The organism is Gammaproteobacteria bacterium (assembly GCA_015709635.1).
GTDB lineage: Bacteria > Pseudomonadota > Gammaproteobacteria > Burkholderiales > Nitrosomonadaceae > Nitrosomonas.
The window spans coordinates 976245-993809 of the sequence record CP054180.1; the positions used below are offsets into that span (position 1 = coordinate 976245).

The following is a 17565-nucleotide window of genomic DNA, read 5'->3' on the forward strand; positions in this document are numbered from 1 at the left end:
ACTGAATAACTTGGTAAATAAGAAAATTACAAGCGGATAGGACGCAGGGAGATCGTGTGAAGCGAATCCTTGAGCGTATCTTTACGCAACAAATCGCTTATATAGATAGTTATTCAGTGTTTTCTTAAATCATTTTGTAATTAGTTTCGAGTTACACTGTTGCGATAAATGATTGCCGTTTTCCAGGGTTCATGGCATTCAAGCTCATGACTTTCTTCGAGGCCCATTATCATGATTCTTGTCACAGGCGGTGCCGGGTATATAGGATCACATACTTGCGTTGAATTGCTCAGTGCGGGATTTGATGTCACTATTTTTGACAATTTCTGTAACAGCAATCCGGAGGCTCTGGCTCGTGTACAGAAAATCACCGGCAGAAAACCTGGATTAATTACCGGTGATTGCCGCGACCGCGCTGCTTTGACGGCAGCATTACAGCACTGCAAAGCCAAAGCGGTTATCCATTTTGCCGGACTTAAGGCGGTCGGGGAGTCGGTTGAGAAACCATTAACCTATTACGATAATAACATCGTTGGGGCATTGCGATTATTGGAAGCGATGCAGGAATGCAATGTCAAAACACTGGTATTCAGTTCATCGGCAACGGTTTACGGTGACCCGATGCGGTTGCCGCTAACCGAGGATCATCCGCTGGCACCAACGAATCCCTACGGGCGCAGCAAATGGATGATCGAAGAGATTCTGCGCGATTTGCAGCACAGTGATCATTCATTCCGCATCGGCATATTGCGCTACTTCAACCCGGTAGGTGCTCATGTGAGCGGATTGATCGGTGAAGATCCGCAAGGAATTCCGAATAATTTAATGCCATTTGTGGCGCAGGTCGCCGTGGGGCGAAGAGAAGCTCTCAATGTATGGGGAAACGATTACCCTACACCGGATGGCACCGGCGTGCGCGATTATATTCATGTCGTCGATCTGGCGCACGGACACCTTAAAGCATTGGAAGCGCTCGATGCCGTGCGTCATACACAACAAAGTAATCAACATTCCGGTTGCTTGACCGTAAACCTAGGCACCGGGCGAGGGTATAGCGTACTGGATGTGGTGCGTGCATACGAACGAGCGAGCGGACAGCCTATTCCGTACAAAATCGCTCCGCGGCGTTCCGGTGATATCGCCGCTTGTTATGCCGATCCAACGCGTGCTTCCGAAATTCTGGGCTGGCAAGCGAAGCTCGGGTTGGAAGCAATGTGCGTAAGCAGTTGGCACTGGCAGAGTATCAATCCAAGCGGCTATCAAAGTTAAGTACGTTACTTTTCCCGGATTATCAGAATCGCGTAAAAGCAATTGTGACGACTTATTATTAAGGAGAACTAGAAATGAAAGCGATCAGAAAAGCGGTTTTTCCTGTAGCCGGATTAGGTACGCGTTTTTTGCCCGCGACTAAGGCAAATCCCAAGGAAATGCTCCCGATCGTTGATAAACCATTGATCCAATTTGCAGCAGAGGAGGCGGTTGCCGCAGGTATCGACGTATTAATTTTCATCATTGGACGCAATAAAAGCTCCATACCCGATCACTTCGATAAGGCATTTGAACTGGAAACGAAACTGGAAGCGGGTAAAAAGCATAAAATGCTGGATATCGTCTGCAATATCCTGCCGTCGCGGATTGATTGCGTTTATATCCGACAAGCCGAGGCGCTTGGTTTGGGGCACGCAGTTTTATGCGCACAATCGGTCGTTGGTGATGAACCGTTTGCGGTATTATTGGCCGACGATTTGATCGATGGCGGCGAAAAAGGTTGCTTAAGTCAAATGGTCGATATTTACGCGCAGCACCATTGTTCAGTCTTAGGAATCGAAAAAGTACCGCATCATACGGTTAATCGTTACGGTATTATCAACGGCACGTCGATCGCCGATAATCTGTCCAAAGTCAATGCGATTGTCGAGAAGCCGCCGGTCGACAAGGCGCCGTCCGATCTCGCGGTGGTCGGCCGCTATATCCTGACACCGCGGATTTTCAAGCTGCTGGAGAAAACCGAGCGGGGCGCCGGTAATGAAATTCAGCTCACGGATGCCATTGCAAAACTGTTGCAAGACGAAACGGTACTGGGTTACGAATTTGACGGTAAGCGCTATGATTGCGGCAGTAAATCCGGTTATTTGGAAGCCACTGTGGAGTTTGCACTGCAGCACCCCGAGCTTAAAAATGAATTTGGAGAATATTTAAGTAAGTTGATTAAAAACTTGCCCAATAAGAAGTGAGCGACCAACCAACCACCAACCAGTACGCCAACCTCGTAATGTGAGGATGTTTTATACAAAAATAGCCCGGGTAAATCCAGATCTGGATTTACCCGGGCTATTTTTATTTGCTAACTGAAAATTTTGCTTCAGCTTAATTGGTTTTTTTCTTGCGGAAGAATGGGCTCTTGCTGATCAGAGGTATGCCAAGTAATCCGATTAGCGCGCCGATCAGCATCATGCCGTAGTTTTGCAAATTATTGTTGGTAAATGTGGTAATTTGCCGCACCATTGCATTTTGTTCCGCTTTATCCGAGACTTTGGGCAGATTTTCCGCTTCATACGTATCGTTGATATTGTAAGGCGTCACACCGGGAATGCTCGGTATGTTTTCCGCCCCTTTTCCGACCACCAATTGCGCTTTCATCCCTTTTTCCATGTGATGCGAGATATCACAGTGAACGAGGAACGTATCATCGGATCCCGGCACAATGATAGTGCCGGTAACCGTTTTAGGTCCCGTTACTTCCAAGTGGAACATGCCATATTTATAAAGATATTTCGGCAGTCCGTGCATCATGAATTGGTGCCGGATGTCGTCTTCATTGACAAAGTTCCACGTAACTTTGGAGCAAGGTTTGACATGCCATTGCTGTTGATCGAACGCAAAAGCGGTACCGGGAAATTTGGCGGCATATTTTCTGCCGGCACGCACGGTAATTTCCACTTCTTCGGAAATACTCTTGCAGCTGCTGGGCAGTTTATCCAAATTTTGCCCCATGATCATGGTACCTTCGTGATCCATAATATGATCATGATCCATATGGTGATGGTGGTGCCCATCGCCGTGCTCCGCGGATTGCGAACTGGTGGAATGCGCACTGTGATCGGTATGCTGCTCTGCGCTGATGTCATGACTGCCACTATGATCATGGTCGCTATGATCGTGACCGCTGTGATCCTCGGTTTGTTGCTCCTCAGTCTCTGCCGGAACCTGATTCATACTATGACCGCTATGATCATGATGATCATGTTCATTGCCAGTCGCTTTAGCTTTATCCTGAGCGATGACGTTCGTGCTGACAGCGAGAATTCCAGCCAGTAAGAAAGTAATGGTTGTCGTCTTAATCATGATTGGTTACTCCCTTTTGCCCCTTTGAGACGTGAAACCGCAGCGATAACGCTTTGCTTGATTTGTTCCCGTTTGGCGAAAATCAGATAAATGATCAGCCCTATCAGCAGACCGATCACACCATTCAATAATGAAGTCTGTGCCTGGGGGGTGAGGCCGGTTTGCCCGCCGGGTGAACCGAGGCTTGCCGATTCATCCAGATCCTGCCAGATGGGCAGCCTTCTTTCGAAATATTCTTTGGTGAAGTATTTGTTCAGATCAACGCCGAAATGACTGACTTTCGGCAGGCCGCTGCCGTTCAGGTAGGATTTGTATACGATCGAACTCATGCTGCCGCCTTCGGCCATACCGTTGGTGGTGATGCCTCTTTCCCGGTGATCGTGAATCAACCAATCGCCTTCACCGTAGCTGTGTTTTCCGTCATTGACGGTTTCCAGTTTCAGGTCGAGACGCTGTGCCGGTGCCATGTCGAACACATCGCGCATGATCTGCGCAACCGGATTATGCTCTACACCGTCATAATGCGTGATCGTGGCATGGTGCCCATGCGTATGCACGGCAATCGATTCACCACCACTGTTCAACAGACGCAGCTTAACTTTCTGATCAGGTTCAACGATGATCAAGGATTCCCTCAACGTATAAGGAAACGACAGTCCGTTCAGGGTGTAATAATCCTCGGTCGAATCGGTGATGTCGTAGCGTTGATTCATGTCGCGCGCGATAAGCCGGGGATCATTGTATTTTTGAATGATGTCGCTCAATTCTTTATCCATAGCGTGATAGTGCAGATCGTATTCCTGATCGAAATTTTCACGCACTGCGACAGATGGATGGCGGACATGGCCCGCACCGATATTCAGGGTTTGCAGCCAGTTATTGGGTCTGTTTTCCTCGATGACGATCATGCCCGCCAGACCCATCGCCAAGTGGGTATGCGTTTGCACGTGGCAGTGATAGAACATAGTGCCCGGTTGCCTAGCCTGGAATTCATACACGCGGCGTCCACCCGGCATCAATTCGACTTCGCTGGTCTGCGGCACGCCGTCCTGACCGGCGTGATCACCGTGCGAAAAAGGGTGATCTACACCATGTAAATGAATGCTGTGCGGAAAATAATGTGTATTTTCCAGCACGATTTGCACGATATCACCGACTTCAACACGAATGACCGGCGAAGGCAGTCTGAGCAGCGGATTTGCTCTGACACTTTCAAAATTCTCGGTTGACATGCCGCTGGTTTTCGGCGCAAATACCCATGCACCAGGCTGTACGCCGGGGGCAATGTCGAATGTCGGCAACAGACCTGGGAAATCAGGTGATTTACCGTTCAATTCCATGATTTCCAATTTGATGATAATGCGGTCGGGATCGCCGTCTCCATCCAAATCATCGGTTTTGATGATGGCATCCGGTGAAAGGCCTGTCTTCATCAGCGTGTCCATCGAAATATGGTTGGTTCCTTTAACCGCTGCCGCGACCCAGGCCGGATTGTCCGGACTGCAACCGGGCGATGCTGCTATTTTGATTCCTTCAATTTCCTGAGCTTCGCGCCATGCTGGAGAGATCTTCGGATCGCACATCGGTTCAGCAGTGAGCGCAGCCGGATCAACTTTCACCGTTTCGGGCAGCTTCAGCGATGCTTGTGCCGCTACTGGCGACAGTATGAAAAAAGTCAATATGGCAATAAAAAAGTGAATAGGCATATCAACGCACCTTTAGAATTAATCGAGTATTAAAATAAATATGGCTGATCAGATCAAAAGTTTTTATAAAACCGGGTTTAATAGCCAGTATCTATCTGATATGACAGAACTGTAGGCGTAATCATCGAGCGGTGTATTTGCTGGCAGGTAAAATTATGAGGTACATCTTATCGTCATCTATGCAATACTGCGACATTATCCATCAAACTATCATCGGCAACCATTATACAGAACCCAACTCTGCTTTTGTGGTTTTTCCATAGTAAATGAGATTTTGATTTTTTAATTTTTTCAGTAACTATCCGAGTGACAATCCCTAATTTTTTCCTAGATTTAAACGATCGCTATTGGAAATTTCCGCAAGTTGTTCAACCGAAAAAGAAGACCTGCGGTATTTCATTCTGTTACGGTCTGATCGGTTTTCTGCTCATTGCGTGCACCGGCAAGGAATCGGCACAACCGGCGCCGCGCGCGGATCAAGCGCTACCGGTTTCGGTCATGGTTATGCAGCCGGTAAAAATGCCGATCAGTCTGGAAACCATCGCACAAACCGAGGGTGCCAAGGAAATCGAAGTTCGTCCGCGCGTCGGTGGCATTCTGCTTAAACGGCTTTATACCGAAGGGATGGCGGTAGGCGCCGGACAGCCGTTATTTTTAATTGATCCGGAGCCTTTTCAAAATGCGTTGGCGGAAGCCCGGGCGGCGCATAATGAACAATATGTCCGCGTATTGCGTGCCAAAAGCGATGAAGACCGGCAGCGGCAGCTGCTGGTTGAAAATTTTGTCAGTCAGCGTGCGTACGATCTGGCGAAAGCGGATCTGGCGATTGCCGAAGCAGCGTTGCAAGCGGCGAAAGTGCGAGTGCAGCAGGCCGAACTCAATCTGTCCTATACCACCGTCAGAGCACCGGAAAAGGGGGTCACCGGCCGTTCGCAATTCTCTGAAGGCACCTTGGTATCCGCCAACAACAGCTTGCTGACGACACTCACGCAATTGTCTCCGATCTGGGTGCGCTTCAGTTTTTCGGATAACGAGGTCGCGCCGGTAGGCGGGCAATTGAGCGAGAAAAATGTGCATAGTGTGAAAATGATCTTGGCGGACGGATCGGAGTATCAGCAGCAAGGTAAAATCAATTTTGCCGCAAGTAAAATCGACCCTTTGCTGGGTACGCAGCAACTTCGCGCAACCTTTGACAATAGCGAGCAGCGGATATTGCCCGGACAATTTGTCCGTATTCGCGTCACGGCTGGAGAACCGAGAGCTGTGTTCATCGTACCCCAGGTCGCTGTACTGACATCCGATATGGGCCGCTTTGTTTATGTGGTGAATGATCGCAATGAAGTCATCCAGCGCCCTGTGGTCGTCGATAACTGGATCGGTAAGGATTGGATTATTCTGCAAGGATTGAATACCGATGACCGCGTGGTGGTCGACAATCTCATTAAACTGATGCCCGGCAAAGCGGTTGAGCCGCAATCGCGCGGCGATCCCATTGCTGCACGACCAGTAATCTCCCCTCATTACTAGCAACCGTATTCATGGCCAGATTTTTCATCACCCGTCCGATTTTTGCATCGGTATTATCGATTGTCATTGTATTAGCTGGATTGGCCGCGGCGCTGGAATTGCCGATTGAGCAATATCCGAAAATAACGCCGCCGACCGTTATTGTGACGGCGAATTTTCCGGGAGCGAATGCCGATACGATGATCAAAACGGTGGCCGCACCGATCGAGGAGAAACTCAGCGCCATTGAGGGATTGCTGTATTTTAATTCCAGCGCGGATTCCAGCGGCCGTTTGACGATTACCATCACATTCGAAATCGGCACGGATATCGACCGCGCCACGTTCAATGTCAGCAACGAAATCAACACGGCCTTGGCGCGCTTGCCGGATGAAGTCAGGCGCTCAGGCATCACGGTGCAGAAACGCTCCAACGATCTGCTGCTGGTTTTTGCCGTAACCTCGAAGGATCCCAACCACAGCACGCTGTTCCTTAGCAATTTCATTACCAATAATCTCCTGGATGACTTAAGGCGTGCATCGGGTGTCGGCGAAGCGCGAATTTTCGGTGCGCAAGACTACTCCATGCGTGTTTGGCTGCGCCCCGACCGGATGGCGCAATTGGGAATCACCACTACCGATATCGCCAATGCCATCCGCACGCAGAATGCGCAACCGGCGGTCGGGAAAATCGGCCAGGAACCGGCAATTGCCGATCAACAATTGGTCTATACCGTGACGGCAAAAGGCCGGTTACTGGAACCGGAGGAATTTGAAAATATTATTCTGCGCTCGGATGGTCCGCGTGGCGTTTTGTATCTCAAGGACGTGGCACGCATTGAATTGGGTGCACAAGACTATGCCGCGCAGACTTTGCTGAACGGCGAACCGGGTCTGGGGATCGGTATTTTCTTGCGCACCGGCGCCAATGCACTGGAAACGGCGGCCGCCGTTAAAGACAAGATGGACGAATTGCAGCACTACTTCCCCGAGGGCTTGCAGTACTTCATTTCGTACGACACCAGCGTATTCGTTAAAGCATCGATCTGGGAAGTGGTGAAAACGCTCGGTGAAGCCATGCTGCTGGTGGTGCTGGTGGTTTATCTTTTTCTGCAAAGCTGGCGCGCTACGCTGATCCCGGTCATCGCGATACCGATTTCCCTGATCGGCACTTTTGCCGGATTATGGGTGCTGGGGTATTCGATCAATACGTTGACGTTGTTCGCGATGGTGCTGTCGATCGGGATCGTGGTCGACGATGCCATTGTGGTGCTGGAAAATATCGAACGGCTGATGACGCAGGAAAATCTATTGCCGGTTGACGCCGCCCTCAAGGCGATGCAGCAGGTATCGACCGCGGTGGTCGCGATGACGATGGTGCTGGCGGCGGTTTTTATCCCGGTGGCTTTTCTCGGTGGAATCGCCGGTGAACTGTATCAGCAATTTGCCGTGACCGTGGCGGTTGCTGCCTTGATATCCGGTATTGTGGCGCTTACGTTGACACCCACACTATGTTCGGTATTACTACGTCCAACGCACCAGTACTCGGCCTTTTTCAGTTGGTTTAACAACCGCTTTGAGCATGTGCGCGGATTGTACGTCGGTACCGTCGGTTTGAGTTTGCGCCATAGCGGCCGGAGCGTGTTGTTGTTTGTCGTGATGATTGTGGGATTGGTCTATCTGGTGAAAAATATTCCGGATAGCTTTGTGCCGCCGGAAGATCAAGGCTACGTCATTGCTGCGGTCATCCTGCCCGATGGCGCCACGCTGGCGAGAACCACCAAGACCGCGAACGCCATCAGCACCGAGATGGCCAAGGAATCCGCCGTGGCTTTTCAGTTTGCCGTGAATGGACTGGATTTCATTGGCGGCGGCAACAAAACCAATGTGTCGACGATGTTCGTGCGCTTGAAGGATTGGTCGCAACGCACCACATCGGCTGCCGATATTGTGGGTAAGATGTTTTTAGTCGGCGGACAGCAACCGGATGGCTTGGCGATTGCATTCAATCCCCCGGCGATACGCGGGCTGGGCAGTACCGGCGGTTTTGAATTGTACGTGCAAAGCCGCACCAATTCCGATACCACGCAATTGGCTACGGTGGTCAATGAATTCATGCAGGCATTGAAGCAAGATTCCAGGTTTGCCACAGTCAATACTTTTCTGCGCTCGTCGGTACCGCAATATTTTGTCGAAGTGGATGAAGCCAAAGCAATTGCCCAAGGTGTCGCTATTTCGGATATCTACGCCACGCTGCAAAGCACTATGGGGTCGTTTTACGTGAACGACTTCAACCGCTCGGGCCGCACGTATCGCGTGCAATTGCAAGCCGAAGCCGCCTACCGCATGAAGGCGGAGGATCTCGGCAAAGTGTATGTGCGCGCGGATTCCGGTGCGATGATTCCATTGTCGACGCTGAGCAAAGTGAAGCATATCGTCGGGGCGGAGCAATTGGAACGGTTTAACGGATTGCTGGCGGCAAAAATAGTCGGCAGCGGTGCGCATGGTGTCAGTTCCGGCGATGCCATCGCGTTGGTTGAAGACATCGCCGCGAGAACATTGCCGGAGGGCTATCAGATTGCCTGGACCGGTACCGCGTTTCAGGAAAAGAAGATGGGGCATGCGGCGGTTTTCGCTTTCAGTCTGGCGGTTGTGATGGTATTTTTGATTCTCGCCGCGCAATTCGAGACCTGGGCCTTACCGCTGGCGGTCATCATGGCGATCCCGTTTGCCATGGTCGGCGCTTTGGCGGCCATTTTGCTGCGTGATATGCCCAATGACATTTATTTTCAGATCGGCATGGTGACCTTAATCGGCTTGACGGCCAAGAATGCCATTTTATTGGTCGAATTTGCCAGCCAGAGAATGAAGGAAGGCGTCAGTATTTATGAAGCGGCCATTCAATCGGCGCAACTGCGTTTCCGCCCGATCGTCATGACGTCGATGGCGTTTATATTGGGTGTCGTGCCTTTGGTGATCGCCACCGGAGCCGGTTCGGCGGCGCGTCAATCGATGGGGACCGGCGTTTTTGGCGGTATGATTATGGCCACGTGTGTGGCGACGATATTCGTCCCGCTGTTTTTTTCCTGGTTTGTGCGTTATCGCCACACCAAGCAACCCGCAAGTGGGCAGCATGCGGTGCAGCAACCGGCTGCGCTATCATACCGGCCAATCAGGAAATCGCGCGATTGACATTCCGCCAATGCTGAGTCAGTCCGGGCATCTGCGTTCAGAATGTTAATTCGGCTACAATCACGCCTATGAATTTAAGTAAAACAAAAATACTGCAGCCCATCCAGAAAAAACTGGAAAATACCAATATAATTCTGGTCGGTATGATGGGTGCCGGTAAAACAACCATCGGCAAAGCACTGGCGGGTTCTCTGGGCAAGGAATTTGTCGATTCCGATCACGAGATTCAGGAACGTACCGGGGTAAAAATTCCGGTGATTTTTGAAATCGAAGGGGAAGCGGGTTTTCGTAAACGGGAATCGGAAGTGCTGCTTGAACTGACCCGCAAACGGAATATCATTCTGGCTACCGGCGGTGGTGCCGTTCTGAATCCCGACAATCGGCAATTATTGAAACAAAACGGTATCGTGGTTTATTTGCGGGCATCGGTCAACGATCTGTACCGGCGCACCCGGCATGATAAAAACCGACCGCTACTGCAAACGCAGAATTTGTATGCAAAGCTGAACGAGCTGTACGTGCAGCGGGATGCGCTGTACCGGGAAACCGCCCATATCATCATCGATAGCGGAAAACAAGGTGTCCGTTTTTTAGTCCAGAAACTGATCAACAAATTATTATCGATAGATTTCAACACGATTATGCAAGGTGGCCAGAGAAATACGATGCAAACCATTACGGTCGATTTTACCCCTTCATCGGAAAAGCGCAGTTATCCGATCCATATCGGACACGGCATTTTACAGCGAGCTGATTTGATCGCGTCGTACTTGCCGCAAAAGCGCGTCGCCATCGTCAGCAATACCGCGATTGCACCGCTTTATCTGGAGAAACTGCAAACGGCGCTGGAAAAGCGCGGTGTCCATTCCGTTCCGATCATTCTCCCGGATGGCGAAGTGCATAAAAACTGGGAAACCTTGAATTTGATTTTTGATGCCTTGCTGACCAATCATTGTGAGCGGAATACCGCGCTATTGGCGCTGGGCGGCGGCGTGGTGGGCGACATGACCGGCTTTGCGGCGGCGACTTATTTGCGCGGCGTACCGTTTATTCAGATACCGACGACCTTGCTGGCGCAAGTGGATTCCTCGGTCGGCGGCAAAACCGGTATCAATCATCCATTGGGTAAAAACATGGTCGGCGCTTTTTATCAACCGCGCATGGTGTTGACTGATAGTGCGACTTTGGAGACTTTGCCGGACAGAGAATTACGTGCGGGTCTTGCCGAAGTGATCAAGTATGGTTTGATCCGCGATCCGGCTTTTTTTGATTGGCTGGAACAAAATATGCACCGTCTGCTGGCACGCGACCCAGTCACGATGAACGAAGCAATCCAGCGCAGTTGCGAGAACAAAGCGGAAATCGTCGCGGCCGATGAAAAGGAAAAAGGCATTCGTGCCTTGCTGAATCTGGGGCACACATTCGGTCATGCGATTGAAAACGGCATGGGGTACGGCACTTGGTTGCACGGTGAAGCCGTAGCCGCCGGGACCGTATTGGCGGCGGAATTGTCGCGGCGCATGAAACTGATCGGCGATGCTGATGTACAGCGCATCCGCAAGATTTTTATCCAAGCCGGATTGCCGGTGACCGCACCGCAAATGGCAGCGGAAAAGTATGTGCAATTGATGGCACTGGATAAAAAAGTGGAGTCCGGAAAAATGCGCTTCATTGTGCTTAACCGCATCGGTGAAGCGGTAATGCGTGCGGATATTGCGCCTGATGTTTTGAACGAAACTATTCTGACATGTATGGCGGAATGAATCAGGTTACTTATGCGGTATCCGCCGCTAATTCACGCGGACGCGCGATCCACGAAGAACCGCCCGCCGGGCGCAGTGAATTTCAGCGCGATCGCGATCGCATCATACACTCCGCCGCTTTCCGGCGGCTGGAGTATAAAACCCAGGTTTTTGTCAATCATGAAGGGGATTTATTCCGCACGCGCCTGACCCATAGTTTGGAAGTGGCGCAAATCGGGCGCTCGATTGCAAGAAACCTGGGATTGAACGAGGATCTGGTCGAAGCCATCACGTTGGCGCACGATCTGGGGCACACACCCTTTGGGCATGCCGGCCAGGATGCGCTGAATGAGTGCATGCGTGCTTACGGTGGTTTCGAACATAACCTGCAATCTTTACGCGTGGTCGATGTACTGGAGGAGCGATACGCAGCATTCGATGGTCTGAATCTTTGCTACGAAACCCGTGAAGGGATATTGAAGCATGTCGCCAGGAAAAGCATTCCGAAACTGGGCGCCTTGGGCGAACGCTTTGTGCAGCATAAAAGGCCCTCGCTGGAAGCGCAATTGGCCAATCTCGCCGATGAGATCGCGTACAACAACCACGATGTCGACGATGGCCTGCGCTCGGGGTTGATCACTTTACAACACATGCAGGAAGTGTCCATTTTTTCCCGTCACTTGAAACAAGTGCAGGATCGATATCCCTTGCTACCAGAACGCAGAATGGTGTACGAAACGGTGCGTAGTATGATCAATACCTTGGTCACCGATCTGATCCGGCAAAGTACTTGCAATATCCAAGACGCCGCAATCGAAAGCTTGACCGATGTTCATGCCGCACCGCCGTTGATCGGATTTAGCCAGCAGATAAAAAAGGAACAGCAGGAATTGAAGAAATTTCTGTTCGATAATTTGTACCGGCATTTTCGCGTCGTACGTATGAGCAACAAGGCGCATCACACGATCGAGCGGTTATTCTCGGCGTTTAGCACGGAGATTCAATTGCTGCCGACCAAGTATCAGAAAAAATTCGAGCAGGAAGGACATCAGGCGATTGCGGATTATATTGCTGGCATGACAGACCGGTATGCCATTAAGGAATACCAACGCTTATTCGCGATTGTGGAAAGCTAGGGAGGCACCGGAATTATGCAGCAATGAAGATTCATCGGATTAACAATATACGCGCTAGCCATTCACTGGTAATATTAGCGCTCGAAAAAAGATTCGATACTGGCTAGGAGCAGCCTTTCAAAAGAAAAAAAATATAGGCTTTTTGAATGACAACACTGAAAAATGATACGTTTTTACGCGCATTGCTGAGACAACCCGTTGAATACACTCCTGTCTGGTTAATGCGTCAGGCAGGCCGATATCTGGCGGAATATAACGAAACCCGGGCGCGCGCCGGGGATTTCTTATCGTTATGCAAAAATCCGGGGTTCGCGACCGAAGTCACGCTGCAGCCCCTGGCCCGCTTTCCATTGGATGCCGCGATATTATTTTCGGATATTCTGACCATACCTGATGCCATGGGACTGGGATTATATTTTGCCCACGGTGAGGGACCGATGTTCCAGCATCCTTTGCGCGAAGAAAAGGAAATCCGCGCACTCAAGGTTCCTGATCCCGGCGTGGAATTGCGATATGTGATGGATGCAGTTTCGCAGATCCGTAAGGCATTGGATAATCGTGTACCCTTGATCGGTTTTTCCGGCAGCCCCTTTACGCTGGCTTGTTATATGGTGGAAGGGCGCGGCGGTACCGAATTCCGGGAAATTAAAACCATGCTGTATCAGCGTCCCGAGTTATTGCATCACATACTGACGGTAAACGCAGAAGCTGTGACGGCATATCTTAACGCCCAGATCGAATCCGGCGCACAGGCGGTGATGATCTTTGATACCTGGGGTGGTGCGCTTTCAGACGGAGCCTACAAGGAATTCTCGCTGCGCTATATGCAGCGGATTGTTGCCGGGTTGAAGCGGGAGCATGATGGCATGCGTGTTCCCAGCATTGTGTTCACCAAGGGCGGCGGTCTTTGGCTGGAAACCATTGCCGACATAGGTTGCGATGCTGTCGGATTGGATTGGACCATTGATATTGGTGAGGCGCGGCGGCGTGTAGGCGATAAAGTCGCTTTGCAGGGGAATCTCGATCCGTCAGTACTTTTCGCATCTCCCGACGTCATTGCCAAAGAAGTGGCCAAGATATTGGTGAGTTACGGCAACGGCAGCGGGCATGTCTTTAATTTAGGTCATGGTATTTCGCAATTTACGCCGCCGGAGAATGCCGCGGCATTGGTGAATGCCGTGCATACGCTAAGCCGTGAGTTTCATACGGTAAGGAATTGAGTGGATTTGAATTATCGTTGCGGGTAGTTTTATGCATATATTGATCATTGAAGATGATTTAGCTATCGCCGCCAATCTTTACGATTTTTTGGAGTCCCGGGGACATACGGCGGATGCCGCTGTCAACGGTGTCGCCGGACTTCATCTTGCAGTGACGCAACGTTTTGATGCCATTTTGCTCGATTTGGGCTTGCCCGGTATGAACGGTATGACGCTGTGCCGGAAATTGCGCCAGGAATCCCAAATTGATACGCCGATTTTAATGCTGACCGCACGTGACACTCTGGAAGATAAACTGGCGGGCTTTGAGCAAGGCGCGGATGATTATCTGATCAAACCGTTTGCACTGAAAGAGGTTGAAGCGCGCTTGCTGGCGATGCATAAGCGGCATGTCGGGAAAGTTGCCAATCGCACATTGGAATTTGACAAACTTTCCTTTGATCCGAAAACGCTTTCCATTCGTTTTGAAAACAAGAATGTCAAACTCCCCCCCAAATGCATCCGCTTATTGGCATTGATGATGAGCGAGCCGGGCAGGGTGTTCAGCCGGGAAGAACTCGAACTGGAGGCGTGGGAGGATGTTCAAGAAACCAGCGATACGTTACGCAGTCATATGCATATTTTGCGGCGCGCACTAACCAAGGCGGGCGGCTACGATCCTATCGAGACTGTTCATGGTCTCGGTTATTGTCTAACATCCCGTGCCCAGATTTCCGATAGAACGTAGTCTGCGCTACCGCGTCGCTGTAGCATTGGCGACATTCAGTATTTTCACTGTCGGTACCTTGTGCATTATTCTTTATTTCGCTTCCGATAACATTGAGGAAGCGCATATTGAACAAGTGATTAAAATGGAAATGGATCATCTTGTTCATCGCTACCAGAAACACTCGGATTTTATTTCCCAGGTCGGTTCGCATCTGAAAAGTTACGTTGTTCGTAATATGGAGGAAGAACTCCGGTTGCCCGCTTATTTGCGGGGGCTCAATCCGGATTATCACAGGATCTATTACGGAACGGAGGATTTTCACGTCCTGGTGCATGCCATTGGCGAGGTAAAGTTTGTGGTTGCCTACCGTATTACGCTCCATAAACAGCGTTTGCGCGAACTAAGACTATTGATCGTATTGTCATGGCTCATTGTGGTTGCGATCGCTTTTTTTGTCGGCTATCTGCTTGCTAAAGTTTTGGTTCAGCAAGTAACGGATTTGGCGGAACGAGTCAATCGGCTGGCACCCGGTGATGCGCAGCTCGGGCTTTTGGCGCAGCAGGATATGGATGAGGAAGTCGCGCAGCTGGCGCGAGCGCTGGATGATTATCAGAATCGCATTAAACGCATGCTGCAGCGCGAACAAGAATTTACCGCGAATATCAGTCACGAATTAAGGACACCGATCACAACCATTCTGACCAGTTGCGAATTATTGATGACGGGTGCGGATATTCCGGCCAAAGCTTATCATCGCGTAAAAATGATCGAATCTGCCGCCACTCGCATGGGGGAGCAATTGCAAGCATTATTGTTCCTTGCGCGTGAACAAGCATTGGGTGTTATAGAAACCGTCGCCGTGGCGGAGTGTGTATACGACGCTGCGGATCCGCTCTGTACCGAAATCGCCAGGAAGAATCTTACGTTTGAGGTGCTGATTGCTCCTGACGTGGTACTGAGCGTCAACCGGCAGGCATTGCATACGGCATTGATGAATCTGATCCGAAATGCCGTGCAATATACCCAGCAAGGTTATATCCGGATTGAATTTAATAATCGGCGTCTATCCGTTTCGGATTCCGGCATAGGAATAGAGCCGGCCTATTTACCGTTGCTTTATGAACGGTTCTTTCGCGGCTCTTCGCAAGGAGAGGGATTGGGGATCGGGCTTGCGATTGTAAAGCGGATCTGCAATCACTATGGCTGGAATATTGAAGTCGATAGTACACCGGGAAAAGGCACAACTTTCCATATCATTTTTCCCTGAATGCCCTGATAAATAGTAGGTATTGTCTTCACGAATTCTTCACATTTCCTGTGTTAACGTTTCCGCGTGAAGGGCAATTCAGTCACGGGTTTCAGGTCTAAGCAGAGTGTTTCTGATCGTCACATACTTCAATCAAGTTGTTACGCTTCATAAAATCTCGGTGCAAGAATTGGATCTCCCAAAAATCTTATGACTTCTGGGATTAGCTATTTTTAGTTCCGAATTTACAGCACTCTGAGTGATACTGAAGAAGAATTTTTATAAACCAGAATTATACATAATCAATAAAATAGGGAGTGTTGCATGACTACTATACAACCGGTAGTTTTCTTTTTTGTCGCAGGGGTTTTGGCAGGGGTCATAAAATCAGACCTGAAAATACCCGAAGCTCTGTATAAGAGTTTAAGTCTCTTTCTTTTGATCGCCATCGGCTTTAAGGGTGGTGTGTCAATGGCCAAGTACGAAATTATGGAAGTACTGCCCATTGCTGTTTCCATGGTAGTTTTAGCGGCACTTATTCCACTGACCGCTTATCCAATTTTGCGATTCATCGGTAAGTTCACGCAAGCGGATGCGGGCGCCATCTCCGCACATTACGGCTCGGTGAGCGCAGTAACTTTTGCGGTGGGTGTTGCCTTTCTGGCTGCTAAAAACGAACCTTCCGAAGGTTATATGGTGTTGATTATGGCGCTGATGGAAATTCCTGCATTGGTAACCGGTACAGTTCTGGCGCGTGCGGGTGCTGGCGGTGAAAAAACCCAATGGGGTAAATTGATGCACGAAATTTTGACCGGTACCAGTCTTTATCTATTGATTGTCGGTGTCATTATCGGTTACTACGCAGGTGTAGTTAAACTGGTATCGCCATTGGATAAAATGTTCATGGACCTGTTCATGGGTGTATTAGCCTTCTTCTTGCTTGAGATGGGCTTGCTGGCATCAGCTCGATTGAAAGCCGTGCTAGATAAAGGGGTCTTCATTATTGCATTTGGTATTGTATTCCCGTTAACGGCTGGAATGTTTGGCGCTTATTTGGGATGGTTGTTCGGATTATCGGAAGGCGGTACTATGCTGCTGGCAGTCTTGTATGCTAGCTGTTCCTATATTGCTGCGCCTGCAGCGATGCGCATTGCAGTTCCGGATGCCGATCCTGCGCTTTCGATTGGTGCGTCTCTAGGTGTAACCTTCCCCTTTAACATATTTATCGGGGTACCGATTTACTGGGAAATGTCACACTGGTTTCATGGCATCGCAGTTTAAAAAAGACTGAATTAATTAACCTACTATCAATGGGAAAAGTTTATGAATAATACGATCGCAATGAAACGATTCGAGATCGTCATCGGTATTGAACAGCTCGATCAACTGACTGAATTATTGGATAGATGCGCAGTGCGCGGTTATACGGTTCTTAAAAATGCAGGTGGTCTTGGGTCACGTGGTGTACGTGACCCGGGTGATGTTTTAATGGAACAGGAAAATGTCATGGTTGTACTCGCCTGTAAAGATGAGCAAGCGCAAAAAGTAGTGAGCGAATTGAGACCGGCATTGAAGGGATTGGGAGGCATGTGCCTGATTTCGGATTGCCTGTGGCTTGAAGGGCCGGCTGTTTCTTACTAATTATCAGTTTTATAGGATTTATCATCCGGTTTGCTGCAGTGCGAGTAAAGAATTTGATTCATTTACACCGTATTGCAGCAAACTGAATCATTAACAAAAATGGAATAAGCAGGTGTAGTCATT

13 protein-coding genes are annotated in these 17565 nt (G+C 49.8%); 11 read left to right on the forward strand and 2 right to left on the reverse strand.

Features of this window, described 5'->3' with window-relative positions; genetic code table 11:
- Positions 1-231: 231 nt before the first annotated feature.
- Positions 232-1269, forward strand: coding sequence for a UDP-glucose 4-epimerase GalE (gene galE, locus HRU78_04345; GenBank protein ID QOJ22971.1), 1038 nt, complete (start codon positions 232-234; stop codon positions 1267-1269).
- A gap of 74 nt (positions 1270-1343) precedes the next feature.
- Positions 1344-2234 carry a UTP--glucose-1-phosphate uridylyltransferase GalU gene (galU, locus tag HRU78_04350; GenBank protein ID QOJ22972.1) on the forward strand — a complete coding sequence of 297 codons (891 nt, stop codon included), beginning with the start codon at positions 1344-1346 and terminating at the stop codon, positions 2232-2234.
- A 133-nt stretch (positions 2235-2367) separates the two neighbouring features.
- On the opposite strand, the gene HRU78_04355 is transcribed toward galU, so the two are convergent.
- Both HRU78_04355 and HRU78_04360 read right to left on the reverse strand, forming a co-directional pair.
- Entirely contained in the window at positions 2368-3345 is a 978-nt protein-coding gene (locus tag HRU78_04355; GenBank protein QOJ22973.1) for a copper oxidase, read from the reverse strand.
- A complete protein-coding gene (locus HRU78_04360; GenBank protein ID QOJ22974.1) occupies positions 3342-5051 on the reverse strand; it encodes a multicopper oxidase domain-containing protein in 1710 nt (569 codons plus the stop codon). Before HRU78_04360 ends, HRU78_04355 begins: the two co-directional genes overlap by 4 nt.
- 498 nt (positions 5052-5549) lie before the next feature.
- Between HRU78_04360 and HRU78_04365 the strand changes: the two genes are divergently transcribed.
- The 9 genes from HRU78_04365 (at position 5550) to HRU78_04405 (ending at position 17442) form a co-directional block, all read left to right on the forward strand.
- A complete protein-coding gene (locus HRU78_04365) occupies positions 5550-6578 on the forward strand; it encodes an efflux RND transporter periplasmic adaptor subunit (GenBank protein QOJ24911.1) in 1029 nt (342 codons plus the stop codon).
- A gap of 11 nt (positions 6579-6589) precedes the next feature.
- Positions 6590-9748 carry a multidrug efflux RND transporter permease subunit gene (locus HRU78_04370; protein ID QOJ22975.1) on the forward strand — a complete coding sequence of 1053 codons (3159 nt, stop codon included), beginning with the start codon at positions 6590-6592 and terminating at the stop codon, positions 9746-9748.
- A gap of 68 nt (positions 9749-9816) precedes the next feature.
- Complete coding sequence (gene aroB / locus HRU78_04375) at positions 9817-11511, forward strand: 3-dehydroquinate synthase (GenBank protein ID QOJ22976.1); 1695 nt, start codon at positions 9817-9819, stop codon at positions 11509-11511.
- Positions 11508-12626, forward strand: a complete 1119-nt coding sequence (locus HRU78_04380; protein ID QOJ22977.1) for a deoxyguanosinetriphosphate triphosphohydrolase — start codon at positions 11508-11510, stop codon at positions 12624-12626. The genes aroB and HRU78_04380 overlap by 4 nt, the downstream gene beginning before the upstream one ends.
- Before the next feature lie 146 nt (positions 12627-12772).
- Positions 12773-13846 carry a uroporphyrinogen decarboxylase gene (locus HRU78_04385; GenBank protein QOJ22978.1) on the forward strand — a complete coding sequence of 358 codons (1074 nt, stop codon included), beginning with the start codon at positions 12773-12775 and terminating at the stop codon, positions 13844-13846.
- Between the two features lie 31 nt (positions 13847-13877).
- Positions 13878-14573, forward strand: a complete 696-nt coding sequence (locus tag HRU78_04390) for a response regulator transcription factor (protein ID QOJ22979.1) — start codon at positions 13878-13880, stop codon at positions 14571-14573.
- Entirely contained in the window at positions 14548-15822 is a 1275-nt protein-coding gene (locus HRU78_04395) for a HAMP domain-containing histidine kinase (GenBank protein QOJ22980.1), read from the forward strand. Before HRU78_04390 ends, HRU78_04395 begins: the two co-directional genes overlap by 26 nt.
- A gap of 303 nt (positions 15823-16125) precedes the next feature.
- Positions 16126-17082 (forward strand): sodium-dependent bicarbonate transport family permease, encoded by a 957-nt coding sequence (locus tag HRU78_04400; protein QOJ22981.1) that lies wholly within the window; start codon positions 16126-16128, stop codon positions 17080-17082.
- Positions 17083-17124: 42 nt separating this feature from the next.
- Positions 17125-17442 (forward strand): transcriptional regulator, encoded by a 318-nt coding sequence (locus HRU78_04405; protein ID QOJ22982.1) that lies wholly within the window; start codon positions 17125-17127, stop codon positions 17440-17442.
- Positions 17443-17565: the final 123 nt, after the last annotated feature.